The organism is Streptomyces sp. NPDC007945, from assembly GCF_042958885.1.
Classification (GTDB): domain Bacteria; phylum Actinomycetota; class Actinomycetes; order Streptomycetales; family Streptomycetaceae; genus Streptomyces.
Window position 1 is genome coordinate 1,136,300 of record NZ_JBIBJV010000002.1, and the last position, 22,276, is coordinate 1,158,575.

Consider the following 22,276-nt stretch of genomic DNA (forward strand, 5'->3'; position numbering starts at 1 on the left):
CGCTTCGCGGCGAAGACTCAGCGCTTCGCGACGAAGACGTGCGCCGCGACCTCCGCGTCCAGCTCCGCCGCCTCACCGCTGCTGCCGACGAGCACGCCGCCCGCCGACTCCGAGACCGAGACCACCGAACCGGGCTGCACGCCGGCGCGGCGGAGCGTGTACATGAGCTGGGCGTCCGTCTGGATCGGCTCGCCGATGCGGCGGACGATCACCGTCTTGCCCCCGCTCGCGTCCAGGTCCGCCAGCGAGACCATCGAGTCGTCGAGGAAGGCCTCGGCCTCGGCCTTCTCGCCCAGCTCCTCCAGGCCCGGGATCGGGTTGCCGTACGGCGACTCCGTCGGGTGGCGCAGCAGCTCCAGGACGCGGCGCTCCACGGCCTCGCTCATCACGTGCTCCCAGCGGCACGCCTCGGCGTGGACCTGCTCCCACTCCAGGCCGATCACGTCGACGAGGAGACACTCGGCGAGGCGGTGCTTGCGCATCACGCGGGTCGCGAGCTTGCGGCCCTCCTCGGTCAGCTCCAGATGGCGGTCGCTCGCCACGGCGACCAGGCCGTCCCGCTCCATGCGGGCGACCGTCTGGCTCACCGTGGGGCCGCTCTGGTCGAGCCGCTCGGCGATCCGGGCACGCATCGGGACCACACCTTCCTCTTCCAGCTCCAGGATGGTGCGGAGATACATCTCCGTGGTGTCGATCAGTCCGGACATTCGTGCCCCTCGATGAGTCGTGCGCTGGCCCTGCACCAATTCTTGCGCATCGGGGCGACAACCGGGCCGCCCCCGCCCCGGAGCGGGAGAACTGAGGGCACCGGGGCGGCGGAGGCGGTATTGACAGAGCAATGGTCCAGACCGCACCGTGATCGGCGACCTCGACGAGAAGGAGCTTCCTCACATGGGCGAGAGCAAGCTGGCCGGACAGTTCTTCGACGCCGCGATCGGCCTGCTGCAGGAGGTGCGCGACGGGGACTCCGCCGAGATCGCCGCCGCCGGCGCGGCGGTCGCCGAGGCCGTCGCGAACGGCAACCGCCTCTTCGCGTTCGGCGCCGGGCACTCCTCGCTGCCCGCCCAGGACGTCGTGTACCGGGCGGGCGGGCTCGCGCTGATGAACCTGCTCGTCGTCCCCGGCGTCGTCGGCGTCGACGTCATGCCGGCGACGCTCGGCTCCGCCCTGGAACGCGTCGACGGGCTCGCCGGGGCCGTCCTCGACTCCTCCCCCGCCTCCGCCGGCGACGTGCTCTTCATCATCTCCCTCTCCGGCCGCAACGCGCTGCCCGTCGAGATGGCCATGAACGCCCGCGCGCTGGGCCTCACCGTCATCGGCGTCACCTCGGTGGCGTACGCCACGGAGACGAAGTCGCGGCACGTCTCGGGGACGTACCTCAAGGACCACTGCGACATCGTCCTCGACTCCCGGATCGCGGTCGGCGACGCGGAACTCGCCCACGAGGGCATCGAGGCGCCGTTCGCCCCCGCCTCCACCGTCGTCACCAGCGCCCTCATGCAGGCGACGATGGCCGCCGCCGCCGAGGAGCTCGTCCGGCGCGGCATCGAGCCGCCGCTGCTGCGCTCCGGGAACGTCGACGGCGGACACGAGTGGAACGGCCGCGTGATGACCGAGTACGCGGACCGGATCTTCTACCGGCACTGACGCCCGCGCGGCCGCGGCGGGGGCCGGGCCCGCGCCTCAGCCGAGCGGCGGTACGTCCAGTGCCGCCGCGACCCGGGCCGCGACCGTCTCCGCGTAGAGCGCGTCCTGGCGGTCGAAGGCGCCCCGGGCGGCGGTGCGCAGGAAGGTGAGGACGCCGACGGTACGGCCCCGGGACCGCAGGGCCGTGCACAGGGCGTGCGCGGTGTCCGCGGGCCAGTGCCGGGCCGCCGCCCACTCCGCCGCGTCCCTGCCCGCGTCGACCCGCACCGAACCCGCCCGGTCCCACGCCTGGAGGGCCGGATGATCGGTGCCGTAGCGCTGCGGGAAACCGCCCTCGAAACCGCCACCGAGGCCGTCCCCGTCCGGAGCGCCGGCGGGGGACGCCACCGCGCGCGTCAGCCGCCGGTCGCCGGCCACCCGGTCCACCAAGCCGTGGTCGGCGAAGCCGGCCAGCGCGAAGTCGAGGAGGACGGCCACCGCCTCCGCCGGATCCGCGTACTCGGCCGCCGCCACACCCGCCCGGTGCAGCTGGCTCCAGCGGAAGCGGGTCCGGTCCGCCTCCCGGGCCGCGAGCCGCTCCGCCGTGACGTCCTGGAACAGCCACGCCACGCCCAGCGGCGCCGGCTCCTCCGTCATCGGCGACGACAGCCGTACGAAGCCGCTGCGCCAGCACCGCCGGCGCTCCCCCGCCCCGGCGCCCGAGGTCGACGCGAGCGTCACCCACAGATCGGCGGGGGCGGGCGGGGCGCCCTCCGCGAGCACGTGCTGGAGCGCGCCCTCCAGCTCCTCCACGCCGCGGGCGACGACGTCGCCGAGGGGGCGGCCGAGCAGGGTCGTCCGGCCCGTGCCGATGGCCTTCGCCGCGTAGCCGTTGACCACCGCGGGGCGCAGGTCCGCGTCGATCAGGACGACGCCCCAGGGCGCGTCGTCGAAGAGCGCCTCGCTCAGCGCGATCGACCGCTCCAGGTCTATCTGCGCGTGCACCTCGCTGAAGGCGCAGTAGACGCCGGCGGGCCGCCCGTCGGCGCCCCGCACCCCCGCGGACTGGCTGCGGACCAGGACCCGGCCACCGTCCTTGCGGAGCAGCGCCAGCTCGTGCACCTGCCGTCCGGGGGTCCGCATCGCCCCCATGAGGCGGGCGAGCGTCTCCTCCGCGTCGGCGCTGCGCGCCGCCCAGCCGTCGAACCCGCGCCGCCCCACGGCCTCCGCCGCGGGCCAGCCGAGGATCCGCTCGGCCTCGCGGTTCCAGTGCGTCACCGTCCCGTCCGCGTCCAGCGCGCACAGCGCCGCGTCCATGCCGTCGAGCAGCGCGGCGAGCAGATCGCCGTCCTCGCTCGGCACGGAAGCGGTGTCCCGCGTGGACCCCGTGAAGGCACTCACCTGGCACTCCCCCCGGTAACCCCCTGATGGGGGCCATTCAACTGGAACGTGACTCAGAACACACCCGGTTCGACGAAACGGATCCGAGGAGACAGGCCGGTTCAAGCCAGGCGGGCGGGCCGGGCTGGCGCGGGACGGGTCGGGTCGGGTCGGGCCGCTCGGGCGGAGCGGGCGCGGGTCGGGTCGGCGCGGGCCGCTCGGGCGGAGCGGGCGCGGGTCGGGTCGGCGCGGGCCGCTCGGGCGGAGCGGCGCGGGTCCGGCCGGGGCGGGTCCGGCCGGGGCGGGTCCGGCCGGGGCGGGTCGGGTCCGGCCGGGTTGGCGCGGGTCGAGTCCGGCCGAGTCGGGTCCAGCCAGGTCGAGTCCGGCCGAGTCGGGTGGGGTCCTGTCCTGCCGGGTCGGGTGGGGCGGGCCGGGGCGGCGCCGGTCAGGTCGGGGAGACGAAGCCCGACTCGTAGGCGGCGATCACCGCCTGGGTGCGGTCCCGGGCGCCGAGTTTCGCCAGGATGGCGCTCACGTGGGACTTGACGGTCTCCGTGCCGACGATCAGCCGGCCCGCGATCTCCGCGTTGGACAGGCCCCGGGCCATGAGGCGGAGGACGTCCTCCTCCCGGTCCGTCAGATTCGCCCGGACGAGGGCCTCGTGGGCCTCGTTGGCGGGCCGTTCCTGACCGTAGGAGGCGGCCAGGGCGCGGACGGCCGCCGGGAAGAGGAGCGAGTCGCCCTCCGCGACGAGGCGGACCGCGTGGACGATCTCCGCCGGGCGGGCCCGCTTGAGGAGGAACCCGTCCGCGCCGGCGCGCAGCGCCCCGTACACGTACTCGTCGTTCTCGAAGGTCGTCACCACGAGGATCTTGGGCGGGTCGTCGACCGTGCGCAGGACGGCCTGGGTGGCCTCGATGCCGTCCATCAGCGGCATGCGGACGTCCATCGCGACGACGTCGGGGCGCAGGCTGCGGACGAGGGGGACGACGGCGGCGCCGTCCGCGGCCTCGCCGACCACCTCCATGTCCTGCTGGGCCTCCAGGACGGCCCGCAGGCCGGCCCGCACGAGGGGTTCGTCGTCTACGAGGAGGACCTTGATCGTCATCCGGTCAGCCTAGGGGTCGGAGCCAGGCCGCTCAGCGCAGCGGGAGGACCACGGAGACGCGCCACTCGCCGTCCTTGACACCGGACTTGGCCTCACCGCCGAGGAGGGCGGCCCGCTCGCGGATGCCGCGCAGGCCGCTGCCGGAGCCGGGGACGGCGGGGGGTCTCCCCTCGGGCAGGGGGTTGGTGACCCGGAGGCGCAGCCGGCTGCGCTCCGCCGCGACGCGGACGGCGACGGGGACCTCGCCCGCGTGCCGCAACGCGTTCGTCAGGGCCTCCTGGAGCATGCGGTACGCCTCCCGGGAGACGGGTCCCGGGAGTTCCTCGACGGGGCCGGTGATCTCGGCCTCCACCCGGGCGCCGGAGGAGCGGGCCGAGTCGAGGAGGCGCGCGGCCTCGTCGAGGCCGGGGCTCGCCCCGGCCGGGCGGCGGCCGGTCTCGCGGAGCAGCATGAGGACCCGCTCCAGGTCCTCCAGGGCCGCGCGGCCGGTCTCCTCGATGGTCGCGAGGGCGCGGTCGGTGAACGCGGGGTCCTTCGCCGCGCGGGCGGCGCCCGCCTGGACCACGGCCAGGGTGAGGGCGTGGCCCAGCGAGTCGTGGAGCTCGCGGGCGATCCGGTTCCGCTCCAGGAGGCGCTCCGTCCGCTCCTCCAGGGCCGTCATGCGCTCCTTCACCGACGGACCGAGCAGGCGGAGGGAGACCCGGGTGCCGAGCCGGCCGCCCCCGACGATCACGGTGAGGAGGGCGAGCAGCGGCAGCGGCGCCAGGGCCACCGAGCCGAGGCCCTGTGGCGGGGTCAGGGAACCGATCACCGGCTCCTCCACCGATGTGTCGAGGAGCGTCAGCGTGCACTGGAGCAGCCAGATCGTCAGCAGCCAGGCCACCAGGCCCGCTTCCATGCGGAAGACCAGCCACAGGGCGGTCCTGCCCCGGTCCGCCCAGGAGGTGGACGGGGCCGCCGAGATGCCGGTGGCCGCGCCCTCGGCGTGCGCGGCGCTCCGCACCCTGGCGTGTTTGCCGGGGAAGAGCATGAGGCGCGCCTGCAGCCCCTCGGCGCGGCGGGCGGACGGTATGAGGGCGACGGCCGCGACGAGCGGGATCGGCAGCGCGGCGGCGATCAGCCAGTCGAGGAGGGACGGGGAGGACAGGCCGGGGTAGACGAGTCCGGCGGCGATCGGCACGATCGCGCCGATCGCCAGATGCAGCCATCGCGTGTACGTGACCGCCCGGATGAGGGGTCGCAGGAACATCCCGCCATCCTCGCAGCGGCGGACCTGACGCGGCTCCCCCGCACGGGGGAGACGGTCCCCTCGGGCAGGGGATGGCAGGGAGCGGCCGGGCCGCGAGTCTTGAGCCATGACCAGCATCGACATCACGAACCTCACGAAGGAATACGGCGGTCGGCGTGCGGCGCGGGCCGTGGACGGGCTGACGTTCCGTGTCGAGCCGGGGCGCGTCACCGGCTTCCTCGGGCCCAACGGGGCGGGGAAGTCCACCACGATGCGGCTCGTCCTCGGCCTCGACCGGCCGACGTCGGGCACCGCCACCATCGGCGGCCGGCCGTACGTGACGCTCGACGAGCCGCTGCGGACGGTCGGCGCGCTCCTCGACGCGCAGGCCGCGCACCCGGCCAGGACCGGCCGCGACCACCTCCGCTTCCTCGCCGCGAGCAACGGCCTGCCGGCCCGCCGGGTCGACGAGGTGCTGGAGGAGACGGGTCTGGCGCCGGCGGCCCGCCGTCGGATACGCGGCTATTCGCTGGGCATGCGGCAGCGGCTCGGCATCGCCGCCGCGCTGCTCGGTGACCCGGGGGTGCTGATGCTGGACGAGCCGGCCAACGGCCTGGACCCGGAGGGCATCGTCTGGATCCGCGAGCTGCTGCGCCGGCTGGCCGACGAGGGCCGCGCGGTCCTGGTCTCCAGCCATCTGATGAACGAGACGGCGACCTTCGCCGATCACCTGGTGGTGCTGGGCCGGGGGAGGCTCCTGGCGGACGTGCCGATGCGGGAGTTCATCGACGCCCACAGTCGTGCGCGGGTGCGGGTGCGGACGGGCGATCCGATACGGCTCAAGGCGACGCTGCTCGCACGGGGGTGGGCGGTCGGGGAGACCGCCGACCGGGACGGCCGGTGGATGGTGGAGGGCGCCTCGGCCGAGGAGATCGGCGCTGTCACCGCCCGCGAGGGCATCCCGGTCTTCGAGCTCGCCGACGAGCGCGCCTCGCTGGAGGAGGCGTATCTGGCCCTCACCTCGGATGCCGCCGAGTTCACCGCCCTCACCCCGCAGGAGGTCTGACGTGTCCGCTCTCTCCCCCACCGCCGTGCTCCACTCCGAGTGGATCAAGATCCGGTCGATCCGGTCGAGCTTCGGCTCGCTGCTGGCCGTCGTCGTGGCCGCGCTGGGCATCGCCCTGGCGGTCTTCCCCGCCATAGGACAACCGGAGGCGGAGACCGGCGAGATCGACCCGCTGTTCTGGATCTACTACCCGGTGAACTTCGTGCAGATCGCAGCGATCGCCTTCGGCGCCACCGCCGCCTCCTCCGAGTTCCTCAACGGGGCTCTGCGGAACTCGCTGATGGCCGTGCCTCGGCGGAGCCTGCTCTACGGGGCGAAGGTGGCGGTCGTGGGGTCGGCCGCGCTGGGCATGGGCGTGGTGGCCGGGTTCGTCATGTTCTTCACCGCCAACGCGTTCCTGGGGAAGTACGCGATAGGCATCGGCGACCCGGGTGCGCTGCGGTCCTGCTTCGGCGCCGGGCTCTACCTCGCGCTGATCGCGCTGTTCTCGATGGGACTGACGTTCCTGCTGCGCAGTGCGGTGGCGGTGCTGAGCATCCTCATCCCGTTCATCCTCATCGTGTCCTTCGTCATCGGCGGGGTCTCCGAGGGCGCCGCGACCTGGCTCCCGGACCGGGCCGGGCAGCAGATTCTCTTCCAGGAGCCGCTCGGGACGCTCGGGGCGTGGACGGGCCTGGGGGTGACGGCGCTGTGGACGGCCGCGGCGCTGCTCGCCGGATGGGGGGCGATGCGCCGGCGGGACGCCTGAGGGCGGCGGGCCGCGGAGGGCCGGACACGCAGACGACCCGTGGGCCTTGGTCCCGTCCGCCTAGGTTCGGACGGGAGCCGGCCGGACTTACCGGCGGCCCACGGGTCGGGTGACTGCTTGGGTTTCGGCAGCTGGCCTGCCGAGGTGCACATCGTGCGACGGCAGGCCTTAGCCCGCAGTCACCTCACGAGTCCGAAAAGAAACCATGTTTTCGGATCACCTCCTTTCGCGTGTGCCACCACCCTACGAACCCTCCGGGAGGGCCACAAGGGATTTACGGGCGACGGTCAGGGCGCCAGGCGTTCCACGCGCCAGGAGCCGTCCTCCCGGACGTACCGCAGGCGATCGTGGAGGCGGTTCTCGTGGCCCTGCCAGAACTCGACGGTCTGCGGGACGACCCGGAAGCCGCCCCACTGCGGTGGGACGGGGACCTGCTCGGAGTCGGGGTAGCGGGCGGCCAACTCCTCGTACCGGGCGAGCAGCTCCTCGCGGGAGGGGATGACGGAGGACTGCTCGCTCGCCCAGGCGCCCAGCTGGGAGCCGTGCGGGCGGGTGCGGAAGTAGGCGGCGGTCTCGTCGCGGCCGGTGCGGGCGGCGCGGCCGGTGACGATGACCTGGCGGGCCAGGGGGTGCCAGGGGAAGAGCAGCGAGACGTACGGGTTGGCGGCCAGCTCGGTGCCCTTGCGCGAGCCGTAGTTGGTGAAGAAGACGAAGCCGGCGTCGTCGTAGTGCTTGAGCAGGACCGTGCGGGACGAGGGGCGGCCGTCGGGGGTCGCGGTCGAGACGACCATGGCGTTGGGCTCGTGGATCGCCGGGCTGGCGGCGGTCTCCTTGAACCAGGACGCGAACTGCCGGATCGGATCGGGGGCGAGATCGGCCGCGGTCAGTTCCTTGGTGCGGTACTGCTCGCGCATGGCGGCGGGGTCCAGGGCGTCGGTCACGGGCCCATCCTGCCGCAGCGGCGCAGTGTGCCCACCACGGCGGGGCGCCAATCCTTCGTCGCCGATTCGGCGCAGTGTGCCGGATGTCACGCTTCCCCGCATCATCGGAACCGTACAGACTCTTCGGTCGGACGACTGTTGAGTTTCTCCAGCCGCCCCCGTTCGGTTGATCGATCATCGATAGAAGGAGCCGCCTGATGTCCGAGTTCGTACCGGGCCTCGAAGGAGTCGTCGCGTTCGAGACCGAGATCGCCGAACCCGACAAGGAAGGCGGCGCGCTCCGCTACCGCGGGGTCGACATCGAGGACCTCGTCGGCCACGTCTCCTTCGGCAACGTGTGGGGCCTCCTCGTCGACGGCGCCTTCAACCCCGGTCTGCCGGCCGCCGAGCCGTTCCCGATCCCGGTCCACTCCGGCGACATCCGGGTCGACGTGCAGTCCGCGCTCGCCATGCTCGCGCCCGTCTGGGGCCTCAAGCCCCTCCTCGACATCTCCGCCGACCAGGCCCGCGACGACCTCGCCCGCGCCGCCGTCATGGCCCTCTCGTACGTCGCCCAGTCCGCGCGCGGCCAGGGCCTTCCGATGGTGCCGCAGAGCGAGATCGACAAAGCCGAGTCCGTCGTCGAGCGGTTCATGATCCGCTGGCGCGGCGAGCCGGACCCGAAGCACGTCAAGGCCGTCGACGCGTACTGGACCTCGGCCGCCGAGCACGGCATGAACGCCTCCACCTTCACCGCCCGCGTCATCGCCTCCACCGGCGCCGACGTGGCCGCCGCCCTCTCCGGCGCCGTCGGCGCCATGTCCGGCCCGCTGCACGGCGGCGCGCCCTCGCGCGTCCTCGGCATGATCGAGGAGATCGAGCGGACCGGCGACGCGACGGCGTACGTCAAGCAGGCCCTCGACAAGGGCGAGCGTCTGATGGGCTTCGGCCACCGCGTCTACCGCGCCGAGGACCCCCGTGCCCGAGTCCTTCGCCGTACGGCGAAGGAGCTGGACGCCCCGCGCTACGAGGTGGCCGCCGCGCTGGAGAAGGCCGCCCTGGAGGAGCTGCACAACCGCCGCCCGGACCGGATCCTCGCGACGAACGTCGAGTTCTGGGCGGCGATCGTGCTGGACTTCGCCGAGGTCCCGGCGCACATGTTCACGTCGATGTTCAGCTGCGCCCGTACCGCCGGCTGGTCGGCGCACATCCTGGAGCAGAAGCGCACCGGCCGCCTGGTCCGCCCCTCGGCCCGCTACACGGGCCCCGGCCGACGGGACCCGCGCGAGATCGAGGGCTACGCGGACATCACGGGCTGACCGACCTAGGCCGGGAGGTCCTGGCCGTGGAGGAGGAGGTCCGCGTGGTGACGCGCGGCGACCAGCGGGTGCGCGCGGACCTTCCCCTTCAGCTCGTTGCGGCCGTACTCGGCGAACATCGGGTTCGCGGGGTCGACCGTCACGCCGGGCGCGCGGTCCGCGTAGGCGAAGTCGAGCGGGGCGATCCGGGCGTCGAGCCGCGGGTTGTAGAAGAACGGGACGGAGAAGCGTTCCGTCGCGCCGGGCGGGGAGACGACCCGGTGGTTGGTGGCGATCAGGTAGCCGTTCGTCGCGACTTCGAGGAGTTCACCGAGGTTGACGACGAAGGCACCGGGCAGCGGCGGCACGTCGTGGAACCGTCCGTCCTCCCGCTGCACCTGGAGCCCGCCGACGTGGTCCTGGAGCAGCAGGGTCAGGAAGCCGTAGTCCTTGTGGGCGCCGACGCCCTGGTCGTCGCCCTCGCCGCTGCTGCCGGGGTAGCGCACCAGCTTGAGGTGCGGGTGGGCGCGGGGCCCGAAGATGTCGGCGTAGAAGTCCTCGCGCGCGCCGATCGAGGCGAGCAGCTCGCGCAGCAGCTTCTCGGCGACGCCGCTGAGCCGGTCGATCCAGTGCAGGGCGGCCGTACGCAGCTCCGGCAGGGCCTCGGGCCACTGGTTGGGGCCCTCCAGCCACCAGTACGGCGGCTCCCACGGCGCGGGCGCGCGGGCGGGGCGCTCGGCGCCGATGTCGAGCTGGTCGCGCCAGTCGCGGGCGCCCTGGGTGCGCTCGTCGCCGACCCGGGTGTAGCCGCGGAAGTGCGGCGAGTTCAGGTTGTCGATCGCCAGGCGGTCCGCCTCGGGGAGGGCGAAGAAGGCGTGCATGGCGTCGGTGAGGGCCCGGGTCTCCCGCTCGGTCACGCCGTGCCCGACCAGCTGGAAGAAGCCCACGTCGTGGGCGGCGGAGTGCAGCTGGGCGTGGAGCAGCCGGCGGGCGTCGGGGCCGCGGTCGGCGGCGGAGAGGTCGACGATCGGGAGCTGCGAGGCGTAGGAGGTGGTGACGGGGGCGGTGGTGGCGCTGAGGCTCATGGGTGCGTCCGCGGGTGTACGGGTCCCGGGGCGGCCGCCGGGGTGGGGCGGGGGCCGCGGGTGCCGGTCGACAGGGGTCGGATGGGGACCCCGCGGGGCGGAAGGGTGAGTGCCCCTGGGGTCAGGCGGCGCGGCGACAGCTCATGCTCGTGACGCGGACGAAGTCCACGTGGCGGCGGCGAACGAGCAGGAGCATGCGACCAGCGTACTGCGCCCACCCCCATTCGCCTGTGGCCCGCACCACACGGGGCGACGGCCCACGGTGCTGTGGGGAGCGCCCGCACTGTTCCGCCGGGGGTGCCCGCGCCGTTCTGCCGGGGGCGACCGCGCTGTTCCGCCGGGGGCGACCGCGCTGTTCCGCCGGGGGCGACCGCGCCGTTCTGCCGGGGGCGCCCACGCCGTTCTGCCGGGAGCGCCCGCGCTGTTCCGCCGTGGGCGCCCAAGCCGTTCTGTCGTGGGTGTCCACCCGCCGCGCCGTTGCGGGCCATCTCCCTGCGGGACACCTGCCCACAGGGACGGCGGGCGCGCCCGCCCTCAGGGGCGCGGTGGCCTGTCGGGAGGGGGGCGGCGCCCGTAGGGGCGCGTGTGGGGTGCGTCACATGGGTGTGCAGGGGTGCGGGGGGTGTTCAGGGGGGTGGGGGGTGCGCGAGGATCGGCGCCTTGCGTGTCACGCGCATGCCAATCGTCTCGTTGTCGCGCCCGCGCGCAGGAGGATGTCCCGATGCCCAAGACCGCTCGTCGCACGCCCCGCCGCCTCCTCGCCGCCGCCGTCGGCGCGCTGGCCGTCGCCGGGGCGCTGGTCCCCTCGCCCGGTGCCACCGCCGCGTCCGCGCCGCAGGGGCGGGTGTTCATGGTCAACCCCGTGCAGGCCACCGGCGATCAAAGCCTCGCCGATCACAAGGACGCGGCCGGTGACGTCCCCGCCTCCGCCTACGCCCTCGCGACCCTCCGGAACCTCGACGCGAGCGGCGGGCTGTCCGGGAAGTGGGTCAGCGTCCGTTCCGAGACCGGCAAGCCCGCGTCGGTCGCGGACGCCGCCTCGTACGACCGCTCCGACGACGAGTTCGAGCAGGTCATGGCGTACTTCTGGGTCAACGAGGGCCAGGAGTACCTGCAGAGCCTCGGCTTCGGGACCGAGCTGCCCGGCGCCAACGACCGCGTCCAGCCGGTCCGCCTCAACCAGTGGGGCGCCGACAACTCCTACTTCACCGACAAGAAGGCCGAGATCCGCTTCGGCAAGGGCGGCGTCGACGACGCCGAGGACGCGGAGGTCGTCCTCCACGAGTACGGCCACGCCGTGCACCACGCCCAGGTCCCCGGCTTCGGCACCTCCGCGGAGGCCGGCGCCATCGGCGAGGCCTTCGGCGACTACCTCGCCGTCGCCGTCGGCAACCACGCCATCCGGAAGTACGGCTGGCCCATGAAGGCCGAGGAGGCGTGCGTCGCCGACTGGGACGCCACCGGCTACTCCGCCGCCCCGCACTGCCTGCGCCGCCTCGACGGCACCAAGACCTACGCCGACCGCGAGGGCGAGGTCCACGCCGACGGCGAGATCTGGTCCCGCGCCCTCCTCGACATCCGCACGTCCCTCGGCGCCCGCACCGCCGACCGGATCATCGTGAACGCGCAGTTCGGCTTCGCCCCCGACACCTCCTTCGAGGCCGCCGCGCGGACGACCGTCGAGACCGCCCGGCGGATGTACGGCGCCGACGCGGAGGCCGCGGTGCGTGCCGCCTTCCGGGCGCGGGAGATCCCCGGCGTCTGACGCCCGACGCGTCCTGGGGGCGCGCGTGTCCCGTGTGCCCGCGTGTCCCGTGTGCCCGCGTGTCCCGTGTGCCCTGAGGACTGTCGCACCCGACACCCGCCGCGTCCGTCCCGAGGACCCGCGGGACCTGAGACCCCGCGTGTCCTGAGACCCCGCGTGTCCTGAGGCCCCCGCAGTCTCTTGGGGTCGGGCCCGCCGCGTCCCGAGGACCGGCGGGTCGCCACGCCGGGGGACGCTTCCCAGGGGCGCGCTTCCCAGGGGGCACGCTGCCCGGGGCGCGCTGCCCGGGGAGGGGCGCCTACCGGCCGTCCCCCAGTGCCTCGTCGATCAGACGGGCCCACTGGGCCACCACCCGGGCGCGGCGGGTCGTGTCGTCCGTGAGGAGGGTCGCGAGGCCGAGGCCCCGGGCCATGTCCAGGAGGCCCTGGACGGTCTCGCGGACACCGGGGCGCGTCTCGTCGGCGCCGAGCAGTTCCACCGCGATCCGGTGGGACTCGCGGCCCACCCGCGCCTCCAGTTCGGTGACGCGGGCGCGGAGCTGCTCCTCGTTCGAGGCCGCCACCCACAGCTGGAGGGCGGCCCGGAACAGGGGGCCGGTGTAGAGGCCGACGAGCGCGGCGACCGTCTGCGCCCGGTCGTCCGTGGGCAGCGCCCGCAGTGCCTGCGAACGCTCCTCCGCGACGTACTCGACCGCCGCCGTGAACAGGTCCTCGCGGGTCGGGAAGTGGTGCTGGGCCGCGCCCCGCGAGACTCCCGCCCGTTCGGCCACCACGGCCACCGTCGACCCCGCCCAGCCGTGTTCGGCGAGGCAGGCCACCGCGGCCTCCAGGAGCCGCTGCCGCGTCGCCCGGCTGCGGTCCTGCTTCGGCCCCCGGTCCGGAGGTCCGTCCTGTCGGGGTGCGGTCACAGCCGCCATTCGGGGTCCCGTCGTTCGAGGAAGGCCGTCATGCCCTCGCGCGCCTCGGCGGAGGCGAAGAGCGTCGCCGATCGCTGCACCAGCTCCTCCGCGTCGCACTCGAAGGCCTCCAGGACTTTAGCGGTGACCAGCCGTTTCGACTCGCGCAGCCCCTGCGGCGAACCCGCCCGCAGTCCGTCGAGGATCGCCCCGAGTTCCTCCTCCCCTGCGGTGACCAGACCCATCGCCCGCGCCTCGGGGACGCCGAACCGCTCGCCCGTCAGGTAGTGGCGGGCCACCGCGCGCGGTTCCAGCCGCGGCAGCAGGGTCAGCGAGATCACCGCGGGCGCCACCCCGATCCGTACCTCCGTGAGCGCGAAGTCCGCCCCCTCCCCCGCCACCACGATGTCGCAGGCGCCGAGCAGCCCGAGGCCGCCCGCGCGGGCCCGGCCGCCGACCGTGACGTGTGCGACGACCGGTTTCGGCAGCTCCACCACCTGCCGGAGCAGGTCCACGAAGGCGTACGGGCTCGGCGGCGCCTTCAGGTCCGCGCCCGCGCTGAACGTGGAGCCCGTGTGCGTGAGCACCACCGCCCGCACGGTCGGGTCCTTCCCGGCCGACGCGAGCGCCTCGGCCAGTTCGGCGACGAGCGCGGCCGAGAGGGCGTTGCGGGTGTCAGGGGAGTCCAGGGCGAGGGTGGTGACCCCTCGCTCCTCGGTGACGGCGATCAGGCTCATGGGGTTTCCTCGACTCTCTTGACTCTCTCGACTCGTCAGCACTCGCCTTCGGCGTGAAGCCCGCTCGGCCTCCCGTCCGCCTCCGGCTTCCCATCCGCCTTCGGCTTCCCGTCCGCCTCGGGTGCACGCCCGGATTCGGCTTCCCGCCCGGCTTCAGCTCACGTCCGGCCTCGGCTCGACGCCCGGCTTGGCTCGACGCCCGGCCTCACCTCGGCGTCCTGCCTCGGCTCGACGCGCGGCCTCGGCTCGACGCCCGGCCTCAGCTCGGCGCCCGGCCTCGGCTCGACGTCCTGCTTCGGTTTCGGCTCTCCGGGGTTCAGCGGGCCCGCAGCTCGCGCCGCAGGATCTTCCCGGAGGCCGCTCGGGGGACCGCGTCGATGAACTCGACGGCCCTGACCCGCTTGTACGGGGCGACCCGCGCGGCCACGTGCGCCATGACGTCCTCGCCGGTCAGCCCGGCCGCGTCCGGCTGCCGCACCACGAACGCCTTCGGGATCTCCATCCCCTCCGCGTCCGTCACCCCGATGACGGCCGCGTCGGCGACCCCGTCGTGGGTGAGGAGGAGCGCCTCCAGCTCGGCCGGGGCGACCTGGAAGCCCTTGTACTTGATCAGTTCCTTCACCCGGTCGACCACGTACAGCCAGCCGTCCGCGTCGACCCGTCCGATGTCGCCGGTGTGCACCCACCCGTCGGCGTCGATCATCTCGGCGGTGGCCTCCGGCCGCCCCAGGTACCCCTTCATCACCTGCGGCCCGCGGATGGCGATCTCGCCCTCCTCCCCCGCCGCCGCGTCCTTCGACGGGTCGTCGAGCGAGAGGATCCGCATCTCGGTGGAGGGCAGCAGCCTGCCGACGGTGCCGGGCGGCGGGTTCTCGGCGCTCAGCGGCGTGACGTGCGTGCCCGGCGACAGCTCGGTCATGCCGTACGCCTGCCGTACCGGCGGCAGCCCCAGCCGCGCCGAGCACGCCTCCGCGAGCGCCGCGTCGAGCGGGGCGGCCGCGCTGACGATGTACTCCAGCGACGACAGGTCGTACGCGGCGACCGCCGGGTGCTTGGCGAGCGCCAGGACGATCGGCGGAGCCACGTACAGGCCGTTGATGCGGTGCTTCTGGATCGCGCCGAGGAACGTGTCGAGCTCGAAGCGCGGCAGCACGACGACGGTGGCGCCCTGCCGCAGCGGCGCGTTCATCAGGGCCGTGAGGCCGTAGATGTGGAAGAAGGGAAGGACCGCGAGAATCCGGTCGCCCGGTCCCATCGGTATGAACGGCTCCAGCTGCGCCAGGTTCGTCGCGATGGAGGCGTGGGTGAGCATCACGCCCTTGGGGACGCCGGTGGTGCCGGAGGAGTACGGGAGCGCGGCGACGTCCTCGACGGGGTCGACGGCGACCTCCGGCTCGGGCGCGGTGGAGGCCAGGAAGGACTGGAGCGACCGCGCCCCGTCCCCCTCCGGGGCCGCGTCGCAGACGAAGATCTCCTCGACGCCGCCCGCGAGTTCGGCGGCGGCGCGGGCGGCCGGCAGGAGCGGCGAGACGGTGACGATCCAGCGCGCCGCCGAGTCCCGCAGCTGCTTGGCGAACTCCTCGGGGGTGGCGAGCGGGTGGATCGTGGTGACGGCGGCGCCGGCGCGGGTGGCGGCGTAGAACGCGACCGGGAACAGCACGGTGTTGGGGCTGTGCAGGGCCAGTACGTCGCCCTTCCGCACCCCGGCCTCGGCGAGCCCGGCGGCGACCCGCCGGTGGAAGGCGTCCACCTGCGCGTACGACAGGGTCAGCTCCCCGGCCCCGTCGACCAGCGCGGGCGCGTCCCCGTACGCGGCGGCCCGGCCCAGGACGGCGTCGTGGATGGGGAGGGACAGGGTGGGAACGGGCTCGTACTCGCTGTGGAACACCATGCGTGGCCCCCTGGAGAGGTGGGTGGAAGGTGGTCGCCAGGATCGCTGCCGCGGACACCCCTTGGGGAGCCCCCGGGCCGTACGAGACCGAAGCCCCCGTACGAGACCGAAGCCCCGTGGACGAGACCGAAGCCCCGCACGGAACCACCGGAACCACCGGAACCGCTGGCCCCACCGGAACCAACGGATCAGCCGAGTCCACCGGTCCCGCGCGGAACCGCCGGACCCGTCCCGGTCGGGTGCCCCGTCAGCGCTTGGGGAGACCTTGTCAGCCCCCCGTGAAACAATCAAGCACGCGTGCTTGGTTTATCGGCGTCCGGCCGCCGTCCTGAGCTCCACCGGGCGCGTGTCGTGGACCCGCTTCAGCGCGGCGCTCAGCGCGAAGGGGGTGCGGTAGCCGACCTGGCGGGCGATCGACGCGACCGTCGCGTCGGTGCGGGCGAGCAGGTCGGCCGCCAGCGTCAGCCGCCACTCGGTGAGGTACGCCATCGGCGGTCGGCCCACGAGCGCCGTGAAGCGGCGGGCGAGCGTCGCGCGCGAGACACCGGCCTCCGCCGCCAGCGCGTCCACCGTCCACGCGCGCTCCGGCCGGGCGTGGATCAGCCGGAGCGCCCGGCCCGCCACGGGGTCGCCCATGGCCCGGTACCAGCCCGGCGGGCAGGCCTCGGGGCGGGCGAACCACTCGCGGAGGGTGGAGAGCAGGAGCAGGTCCAACAACCGGTCGAGGACCGCCTGTTGTCCCGGGGCGTCCCGTCCGGTCTCGACGGCGGCCAGTTCCAGGACCGGGTCGGGCGCGTCGCGCGGGACGACGAGCGTACGCGGCAGGCCGCCGAGCAGCCGCTCGGAGACCCGGCTCGTGGCCTGGTAGGAGGCGGTGAGCAGGACGGTCGGCCCGTCCTCGCTGTTGCCGCAGGTGCGCAAACCCAGGATGACTTCCTCGCCGATGTCGCAGCCGTCGGCCGTCGTGCAGCGGTCCGGGTGGACGACGAAGAGCGGTGGGGTCCCGGCGGCCGGATCGTCCGTGACCGAGAACGGCTCGGGCCCCGTCACGACCGCCACGTCTCCCGGCCCGAGCCGCACCGACGCCGATCCGGACGCGGACGCCGAGACCGGGGCAGACGCCGTCGCAGTCGCCGTCGCCGAGATCGAGTCCGACGGCCACACCGGCACCACCCCCCGCTCCGGCATCGGGCCCTCCAGTCCCTCCCGCCCCGGCCGGCCCTCCGGCACGATCCAGCCCTCCCCGCTGAGCAGCGTCACCAGGGTCAGGGCCCCCTGGTCGGCGAAGCGGACGGCCCACGGCGGCTCCAGCAGGTTGCGACCGAACACGGCGCCGCAGGAACGGACTTCCTGGAGAAGGCTGGTCAGCGGGTCCATGGAGGCGAGTCTAGGGATCCCGTCACGACCCGTCACCACCGCGTGAGACGGACGCGTATCCCCCTGCGCTCCTGGACCATTCCGGCGCTCATCCGCCCCGGATTGACTGGTCGCATGACGATCGACCACCACACCGACACCCGGCCCCTCCTCGTCCTCGGCGGCACCGGCAAGACCGGCCGCCGCGTCGTCTCGCGCCTCCGCCGGCGCGGCCGTCCCGTCCGCGTCGCCTCTCGCAAGGGCCCCGCCCGTTTCGACTGGCACGACCGGAACACCTGGGAGCCCGTGCTCGACGGCGTCGGCGCGGCCTATCTCGTCGACTCGATGACGGCCGACGCCGGTGAGCTGATGCGGGAGTTCGCGAAGCTGGCGGCGGACCGGGGCGTGGAACGGCTCGTGCTGCTCTCGCACCGCGAGTGGGTCGTGCCCGAGGGGGAGGAGAAGCTGCCCTGCGAGCGGGCCGTGCGCGAGTCGGGGGCGGCCTGGACGCTGCTCAAGCCGGCCTGGTTCGCGCAGAACTTCAGCGAGGACGCCTTCTTCCGCGGCCAGGTCCTCGACGGCGAGGTGGCGTGGGCGGCCGGGAAGGGCGTCGAGCCCTACGTGGACGCGGACGACATCGCCGACGTGGCGGTGGCCGCCCTCACCGAGGACGGCCACGCCGGCGCGGAGTACGCGCTCACCGGCCCGCGGCTGCTGGACCTTGACCAGGTGACGGAGGAGCTGAGCCGCGCGACCGGTCGGCCGATCGGCTACCGGCCCCTCTCCCCCGCGGAGTTCGCTGCCCGAGCCGACCGTGCGGGGCTGCCGGAGGACTTCACCGCGCTCCTGAACCTGCTCTTCGAGTGGATCGCCGACAGTCGCTTCGGGGAGCTCGCGGACGGCGTCCAGCGGGCGCTCGGCCGCGAGCCCCGCGACTTCGCGGAGTACGTCAGGTCCACGGCCGCGACGGGGGTCTGGACCCCTTGATCCCGCTGACCGGGCCGGGGCGGCCCGGTGCGGGTCACTCGCAGGCGATGCCGTCGCCGTCGCGGTCGAGGTGGCTGCCGTAGCCGGGGTCGCCTCGGCGGATGGGGTCGGCGCCGGCGGCGCGTACGGCGGTGCAGTTGGCGTAGTACGGCTCCGGGTCGGGCTCGGGCTCGGCCGTCTCCGGGGGCTGGGTCACCTGCGTGGGCTTCGGCTTCGGGGCCTGGGTGGTGGGCTTCGGGGCCTGCGTGGTCGGCTTGGGGGCCTGCCTGGTGGGTGCCGGGGGTTCCGTCGTCGGGGGCTCGGTCGTCGGCTCCGGCGTGGGAGTCGGCGTCGTCGGCTCGGCCGGGGTCGTGGGGGTGGGCGTCGGTGTCGGCGTCGGCTCCACCGTCGGCGTGGGGGTCGGCGTGACGGTCACGGTCACCGTCACCGCCGGCTTCGGGTCGTCCGTGTTCTTCTCCGCCGGCGGGTCCATGGACAGTGCCACGACGAACCACAGGGCGGACACGATCGTCGACACGATCTTCGCCCGGTTCGTCCACCGCGAGAGCCAGACCAGGGCGATGCCCGCAGGCGGGAAGACGACGAGCAGGGTGATGATCAGCGCCGGGTGCTGCCACCAGCGTCGGGGCGGCTGCCATGCCGGGGCGGGCTGGTACGGGTTCTGCTGCGGGTACACGCGCGGCTCCAGGGGCCTACGGGGAGGGCGGCACCGAGCGGGGTGCCGTGGGCCCGGATCGTACACAGGACCTTCACAACCGTCAGGCGGTCGCCGGAATCCCCTCCGCCGCCGCGACCGCGCCTGTCACCGGAACCCCGCCCGTGGGCGGAATCCCACCCCCTGGCCGATGAGCAGCCGTGGGCGGCGGCGCCCGGCCGGTCGGCCGCCGGACCGGCCGGGGCTCCGTCCTCCCGGGGCCCCGCCCTCCCGGGGCCCCGCCCTCCCGGAGCGGTGAGGCGGCCCCTCCCTCGGTGTCCGTTCAGTACGACTTGGGCAGGCCCAGGGTGTGGGCGGAGACGTAGTTCAGGATCATCTCGCGGCTGACCGGGGCGATCCGTGCCACCCGTGAGGCGGTGACCAGCCGGGCGAGGCCGAACTCCTTGGTGAGGCCGTTGCCGCCGAGGGTGTGCACGGCCGTGTCGACGGCCTTCACGCACGCCTCGGCCGCCGCGTACTTCGCCATGTTGGCGGCCTCGCCCGCGCCGAAGTCGTCGCCCGCGTCGTACAGCCGCGCGGCCTTCTGCATCATCAGGCGCGCGAGTTCCAGCTCGATGTGGGCCTGCGCGAGGGGGTGGGCGATGGCCTGGTGGGCGCCGATCGGCGTCTTCCAGACCTGTCGCTCCTTCGCGTAGCCGACGGCCCGTTCGAGGGCGTAGCGGCCCATGCCGATCGCGAACGCGGCCGTCATGATCCGCTCGGGGTTGAGCCCCGCGAAGAGTTGGAGCAGGCCCGCGTCCTCGTCGCCGACGAGCGCGTCGGCCGGCAGGTGCACGTCGTCGAGGGTCAGCTCGAACTGCTTCTCGTCCGCGTCGAGTTCCATCTCGATGTGCCGCCGCCCGAAGCCGGGGGTGTCGCGCGGGACGATGAAGAGGCACGCCTTCAGGTTGCCGGTGCGGGCGTCCGAGGTGCGGCCGACGATCAGGGTCGCGTCGGCGATGTCGACGCCGGAGACGAAGACCTTGCGGCCGTTGAGGACCCAGCCGTCCTCGGTGCGGGTCGCGGTGGTGGTGATGCGGTGGGAGTTGGAGCCGGCGTCGGGCTCGGTGATGCCGAAGGCCATCGTCTTCGACCCGTCGGCGAGCCCGGGCAGCCAGGTTTCCTTCTGCCCGTCGGTGCCGAAGCGGGAGATGACCGTGCCGCAGATCGCGGGCGAGACGACCATCATCAGGAGCGGCGCCCCGGCGGCCCCGGCCTCCTCCAGGACGATGGACAGCTCGGCCATGCCGCCGCCACCGCCGCCGTACTCCTCCGGCAGGTTCACGCCCAGGTAGCCGAGCTTCCCGGCCTCCGCCCACAGCGCGGCCCGGTCGAAGCCGGGACCGTGGCGGCGGCCGAGCGCGGCGACGGCGGCGCGGAGCTCGGTGTGCTCCCGGGGCTCGATGTCGGTGCTCATACGGTCGGGTCCTCCTGTGCATCGGTCGGTACGTCTTCGGTGTGTACGACGGCGAGCAGGGCACCGACCTCGACCTGGCGGCCGGGGGCGGCGTGGAGCGCGGTGAGCGTGCCGGAGGCGGGAGCGGTGACGCGGTGCTCCATCTTCATCGCCTCCAGCCAGAGCAGCGGCTGCCCGGCCTCGACCCGGCCGCCGACGGCGAGGCCGTCCGCGAGCCGGACGACGGTGCCGGGCATGGGCGCGAGCAGCGACCCGGGGAGGGTCCGCTCGCGCGGGTCGGTGAAGCGGGGGCGGGGGGTGAGGCGGTGGTGGCCGACGTGGACGGTGCCGTCGCCGTACGCCGCCACCACGAAGTCCCGGACCACGCCCGCGACTTCGAGGCGCACGCGGTCGGGGGCCGCGCTCACGACCCGCACCCCCTCCGGGGCGAGCACCTCGAAACCGCCGTCCCGCGTGGGCCGGTAGCGGACCTCGGTGCCGTCCTCGTACGTCCGGATCTCGTCCTGCGAGCGGACGTTCCGCCAACCCCCGCCGAAGCGGCCGGCGTTGCGGGACGCCTCCGCGAGGGCGGCGGCGACGGCCGCGTACGCCGTCCCGCCCTCGGCGGGCCGGGTGAGCGCGTCCAGGTTCCGGTCGTAGAAGCCGGCGTCGAGCCGGCCCTCGTCCTGGAACTCCTCGTGCCGCAGCGAGGCGACGAGGAGGTCCCGGTTGGTGGCCGGGCCGTGGATCACGGCCCGCTCCAGGACGCCCGCGAGCTTGCGGACGGCCTCGGCGCGCGTCGGCGCGTGGGCGACGACCTTCGCGAGCATGGCGTCGTAGTGCACGGGCACGGTGTCCCCGGAGGCGTACCCGGTGTCGACCCGGACACCGGGCAGGACGGGGAGAGCGGGGAGGGCGGACGCGTCCGTCACACGACCCACACCCGGCATGTGACCCGCACCCGCACCCGGTACATCGCCCGCCCCCCGCACGCCGTCCGCCCCCGGCGCACCGCTCCCGCGCCAGGTGCCGCCGCCTCCTCCCGGCACCGCGAAGGCGTGCAGGCGGCCCGTCTGGGGGGCCCACCCGGCGGCCGGGTCCTCGGCGTAGAGGCGGGCCTCGACGGCGTGGCCCCGGGCGGCGGGCGGCTCCGGGGGCAGGGCGCGGCCCTCGGCGACGGCGAGCTGGAGGGCGACGAGGTCGACGCCGTGGACAGCCTCGGTCACCGGATGCTCGACCTGGAGGCGGGTGTTCATCTCCAGGAAGTGCGCCCGCCCGTCCGCGACCAGGAACTCCACCGTGCCCGCGCCCACGTACCCGACGGCCTCGGCGGCCGCCACCGAGGCGCCGTACAGCTCCTCGACGAGCGCGGCCGGCAGACCGGGCGCCGGCGACTCCTCGATGACCTTCTGGTGCCGCCGCTGCAGCGAGCAGTCGCGGGTGCCCAGCGCCCACACGGTGCCGTGCGTGTCGGCGAGGATCTGCACCTCGACGTGGCGTCCGTCCTCCACGTACGGCTCGACGAACACCTCGCCGTCCCCGAAGGCGCTCTCCGCCTCGGCCGAGGCGGCCTTCAACTCACCTTCCAGGTCGTGCAGTTCGCGGACGATCCGCATGCCGCGGCCGCCGCCGCCCGCCGCCGCCTTCACCAGGACGGGCAGGTCGGCGGCGGTGACGGCCGCCGGGTCGAGCGGCGCGATGCCGAGGAGTTCCTTGGCGCGGGTCTTGGAGGCCATCGCCTCGATGGCCTCGGGCGGCGGGCCGATCCACCGCAGTCCGGCCTCCGTCACGGCCCGGGCGAAGCCGGCGTTCTCGGAGAGGAAGCCGTAGCCGGGGTGAACGGCGTCCGCGCCCGCCGCGCGCGCCGCGGCCACGATCAGGTCGCCGCGCAGGTACGTCTCCGAGGGCGCCGCCCCGGGCAGCCGTACCGCCGCGTCCGCCTCCCGCACGTGCAGGGCGTCCGCGTCGGCGTCGGAGTACACGGCGACGGTCGCGATGCCCAGCTCGCGGCAGGTGCGGAAGACGCGGCAGGCGATCTCGCCGCGGTTGGCGACGAGGACGGTCGAAATCATCAGGGGCCTCGCCATCGGTGGCCT

General features: G+C 74.3%; 19 protein-coding genes. 6 read left to right on the forward strand and 13 right to left on the reverse strand.

Features of this window, described 5'->3' with window-relative positions; genetic code table 11:
- Window positions 1–17 precede the first annotated feature (17 nt).
- A complete protein-coding gene (locus ACFZCF_RS10605; RefSeq protein WP_388438084.1) occupies window positions 18–707 on the reverse strand; it encodes a metal-dependent transcriptional regulator in 690 nt (229 codons plus the stop codon).
- A 184-nt stretch (window positions 708–891) separates the two neighbouring features.
- Between ACFZCF_RS10605 and ACFZCF_RS10610 the strand changes: the two genes are divergently transcribed.
- Window positions 892–1,647, forward strand: coding sequence for an SIS domain-containing protein (locus ACFZCF_RS10610; protein WP_169088106.1), 756 nt, complete (start codon window positions 892–894; stop codon window positions 1,645–1,647).
- A gap of 36 nt (window positions 1,648–1,683) precedes the next feature.
- Here the strand turns inward: ACFZCF_RS10610 and ACFZCF_RS10615 are convergent, their stop codons facing one another.
- The 3 genes from ACFZCF_RS10615 to ACFZCF_RS10625 form a co-directional block, all read right to left on the reverse strand.
- Window positions 1,684–3,027, reverse strand: coding sequence for a PAS domain-containing protein (locus tag ACFZCF_RS10615; RefSeq protein WP_391285927.1), 1,344 nt, complete (start codon window positions 3,025–3,027; stop codon window positions 1,684–1,686).
- Window positions 3,028–3,451: 424 nt separating this feature from the next.
- The gene (locus ACFZCF_RS10620; RefSeq protein WP_388438091.1) at window positions 3,452–4,114 is read right to left on the reverse strand and encodes a response regulator; all 663 of its coding nucleotides are present in this window, start codon (window positions 4,112–4,114) and stop codon (window positions 3,452–3,454) included.
- A gap of 31 nt (window positions 4,115–4,145) precedes the next feature.
- The gene (locus ACFZCF_RS10625) at window positions 4,146–5,363 is read right to left on the reverse strand and encodes a histidine kinase (protein ID WP_391285930.1); all 1,218 of its coding nucleotides are present in this window, start codon (window positions 5,361–5,363) and stop codon (window positions 4,146–4,148) included.
- A 106-nt stretch (window positions 5,364–5,469) separates the two neighbouring features.
- On the opposite strand from ACFZCF_RS10625, the gene ACFZCF_RS10630 reads away from it, so the two are divergent.
- Both ACFZCF_RS10630 and ACFZCF_RS10635 read left to right on the forward strand, forming a co-directional pair.
- Window positions 5,470–6,408 (forward strand): ATP-binding cassette domain-containing protein, encoded by a 939-nt coding sequence (locus ACFZCF_RS10630; protein ID WP_391285932.1) that lies wholly within the window; start codon window positions 5,470–5,472, stop codon window positions 6,406–6,408.
- Window positions 6,368–7,156: an ABC transporter permease gene (locus tag ACFZCF_RS10635; RefSeq protein WP_391285934.1), complete on the forward strand. Its 789-nt coding sequence runs from the start codon at window positions 6,368–6,370 to the stop codon at window positions 7,154–7,156. Before ACFZCF_RS10630 ends, ACFZCF_RS10635 begins: the two co-directional genes overlap by 41 nt.
- Window positions 7,157–7,443: 287 nt before the next feature.
- Here ACFZCF_RS10635 and pdxH read toward each other — a convergent pair whose 3' ends face one another.
- Window positions 7,444–8,070, reverse strand: a complete 627-nt coding sequence (gene pdxH / locus ACFZCF_RS10640) for a pyridoxamine 5'-phosphate oxidase (RefSeq protein WP_391286024.1) — start codon at window positions 8,068–8,070, stop codon at window positions 7,444–7,446.
- A gap of 224 nt (window positions 8,071–8,294) precedes the next feature.
- Between pdxH and ACFZCF_RS10645 the strand changes: the two genes are divergently transcribed.
- On the forward strand, window positions 8,295–9,395 hold the full coding sequence (locus ACFZCF_RS10645; RefSeq protein ID WP_388438103.1) for a citrate synthase 2: 1,101 nt from the start codon (window positions 8,295–8,297) through the stop codon (window positions 9,393–9,395).
- A gap of 5 nt (window positions 9,396–9,400) precedes the next feature.
- Here the strand turns inward: ACFZCF_RS10645 and ACFZCF_RS10650 are convergent, their stop codons facing one another.
- Entirely contained in the window at window positions 9,401–10,459 is a 1,059-nt protein-coding gene (locus tag ACFZCF_RS10650; protein ID WP_388438106.1) for an isopenicillin N synthase family dioxygenase, read from the reverse strand.
- Between the two features lie 721 nt (window positions 10,460–11,180).
- Here ACFZCF_RS10650 and ACFZCF_RS10655 point away from each other — a divergent pair.
- The gene (locus ACFZCF_RS10655) at window positions 11,181–12,224 is read left to right on the forward strand and encodes a M4 family metallopeptidase (protein WP_388438109.1); all 1,044 of its coding nucleotides are present in this window, start codon (window positions 11,181–11,183) and stop codon (window positions 12,222–12,224) included.
- A gap of 298 nt (window positions 12,225–12,522) precedes the next feature.
- Here ACFZCF_RS10655 and ACFZCF_RS10660 read toward each other — a convergent pair whose 3' ends face one another.
- From ACFZCF_RS10660 to ACFZCF_RS10675, 4 genes are all read right to left on the reverse strand, one after another.
- A complete protein-coding gene (locus tag ACFZCF_RS10660) occupies window positions 12,523–13,140 on the reverse strand; it encodes a TetR/AcrR family transcriptional regulator (protein WP_388438112.1) in 618 nt (205 codons plus the stop codon).
- Entirely contained in the window at window positions 13,128–13,856 is a 729-nt protein-coding gene (locus ACFZCF_RS10665) for an enoyl-CoA hydratase family protein (RefSeq protein ID WP_391285938.1), read from the reverse strand. The genes ACFZCF_RS10660 and ACFZCF_RS10665 overlap by 13 nt, the downstream gene beginning before the upstream one ends.
- Window positions 13,857–14,172: 316 nt before the next feature.
- Complete coding sequence (locus ACFZCF_RS10670; protein WP_391285940.1) at window positions 14,173–15,747, reverse strand: AMP-binding protein; 1,575 nt, start codon at window positions 15,745–15,747, stop codon at window positions 14,173–14,175.
- A gap of 306 nt (window positions 15,748–16,053) precedes the next feature.
- Window positions 16,054–17,124, reverse strand: coding sequence for a cupin domain-containing protein (locus ACFZCF_RS10675; RefSeq protein ID WP_391285942.1), 1,071 nt, complete (start codon window positions 17,122–17,124; stop codon window positions 16,054–16,056).
- Between the two features lie 114 nt (window positions 17,125–17,238).
- Here ACFZCF_RS10675 and ACFZCF_RS10680 point away from each other — a divergent pair, with 114 nt between their 5' ends.
- Window positions 17,239–18,090, forward strand: coding sequence for an SDR family NAD(P)-dependent oxidoreductase (locus tag ACFZCF_RS10680; protein WP_391285944.1), 852 nt, complete (start codon window positions 17,239–17,241; stop codon window positions 18,088–18,090).
- 34 nt (window positions 18,091–18,124) lie between these two features.
- Here ACFZCF_RS10680 and ACFZCF_RS10685 read toward each other — a convergent pair whose 3' ends face one another.
- From ACFZCF_RS10685 to ACFZCF_RS10695, 3 genes are all read right to left on the reverse strand, one after another.
- Entirely contained in the window at window positions 18,125–18,562 is a 438-nt protein-coding gene (locus tag ACFZCF_RS10685) for an excalibur calcium-binding domain-containing protein (protein WP_391286026.1), read from the reverse strand.
- A 505-nt stretch (window positions 18,563–19,067) separates the two neighbouring features.
- Window positions 19,068–20,201 carry an acyl-CoA dehydrogenase family protein gene (locus tag ACFZCF_RS10690; protein ID WP_388438261.1) on the reverse strand — a complete coding sequence of 378 codons (1,134 nt, stop codon included), beginning with the start codon at window positions 20,199–20,201 and terminating at the stop codon, window positions 19,068–19,070.
- Window positions 20,198–22,252 carry a biotin carboxylase N-terminal domain-containing protein gene (locus ACFZCF_RS10695; protein ID WP_391285946.1) on the reverse strand — a complete coding sequence of 685 codons (2,055 nt, stop codon included), beginning with the start codon at window positions 22,250–22,252 and terminating at the stop codon, window positions 20,198–20,200. Before ACFZCF_RS10695 ends, ACFZCF_RS10690 begins: the two co-directional genes overlap by 4 nt.
- Window positions 22,253–22,276: the final 24 nt, after the last annotated feature.

Excerpts from the sequence above, each read along its gene's own strand:
- ACFZCF_RS10685 (WP_391286026.1), bottom strand. The coding sequence starts at position 18,562 with ATGGACCCGCCGGCGGAGAAGAACACGGACGACCCGAAGCCGGCGGTG.
- ACFZCF_RS10680 (WP_391285944.1), top strand. The coding sequence starts at position 17,239 with ATGACGATCGACCACCACACCGACACCCGGCCCCTCCTCGTCCTCGGC.
- ACFZCF_RS10655 (WP_388438109.1), top strand. The coding sequence starts at position 11,181 with ATGCCCAAGACCGCTCGTCGCACGCCCCGCCGCCTCCTCGCCGCCGCC.
- ACFZCF_RS10675 (WP_391285942.1), bottom strand. The coding sequence starts at position 17,124 with ATGGACCCGCTGACCAGCCTTCTCCAGGAAGTCCGTTCCTGCGGCGCC.
- ACFZCF_RS10625 (WP_391285930.1), bottom strand. The coding sequence starts at position 5,363 with ATGTTCCTGCGACCCCTCATCCGGGCGGTCACGTACACGCGATGGCTG.
- ACFZCF_RS10620 (WP_388438091.1), bottom strand. The coding sequence starts at position 4,114 with ATGACGATCAAGGTCCTCCTCGTAGACGACGAACCCCTCGTGCGGGCC.
- ACFZCF_RS10610 (WP_169088106.1), top strand. The coding sequence starts at position 892 with ATGGGCGAGAGCAAGCTGGCCGGACAGTTCTTCGACGCCGCGATCGGC.
- ACFZCF_RS10670 (WP_391285940.1), bottom strand. The coding sequence starts at position 15,747 with ATGGTGTTCCACAGCGAGTACGAGCCCGTTCCCACCCTGTCCCTCCCC.
- ACFZCF_RS10695 (WP_391285946.1), bottom strand. The coding sequence starts at position 22,252 with ATGATTTCGACCGTCCTCGTCGCCAACCGCGGCGAGATCGCCTGCCGC.
- pdxH (WP_391286024.1), bottom strand. The coding sequence starts at position 8,070 with ATGCGCGAGCAGTACCGCACCAAGGAACTGACCGCGGCCGATCTCGCC.
- ACFZCF_RS10605 (WP_388438084.1), bottom strand. The coding sequence starts at position 707 with ATGTCCGGACTGATCGACACCACGGAGATGTATCTCCGCACCATCCTG.
- ACFZCF_RS10630 (WP_391285932.1), top strand. The coding sequence starts at position 5,470 with ATGACCAGCATCGACATCACGAACCTCACGAAGGAATACGGCGGTCGG.
- ACFZCF_RS10660 (WP_388438112.1), bottom strand. The coding sequence starts at position 13,140 with ATGGCGGCTGTGACCGCACCCCGACAGGACGGACCTCCGGACCGGGGG.
- ACFZCF_RS10690 (WP_388438261.1), bottom strand. The coding sequence starts at position 20,201 with ATGAGCACCGACATCGAGCCCCGGGAGCACACCGAGCTCCGCGCCGCC.
- ACFZCF_RS10665 (WP_391285938.1), bottom strand. The coding sequence starts at position 13,856 with ATGAGCCTGATCGCCGTCACCGAGGAGCGAGGGGTCACCACCCTCGCC.
- ACFZCF_RS10645 (WP_388438103.1), top strand. The coding sequence starts at position 8,295 with ATGTCCGAGTTCGTACCGGGCCTCGAAGGAGTCGTCGCGTTCGAGACC.
- ACFZCF_RS10650 (WP_388438106.1), bottom strand. The coding sequence starts at position 10,459 with ATGAGCCTCAGCGCCACCACCGCCCCCGTCACCACCTCCTACGCCTCG.
- ACFZCF_RS10635 (WP_391285934.1), top strand. The coding sequence starts at position 6,368 with ATGCCGCCGAGTTCACCGCCCTCACCCCGCAGGAGGTCTGACGTGTCC.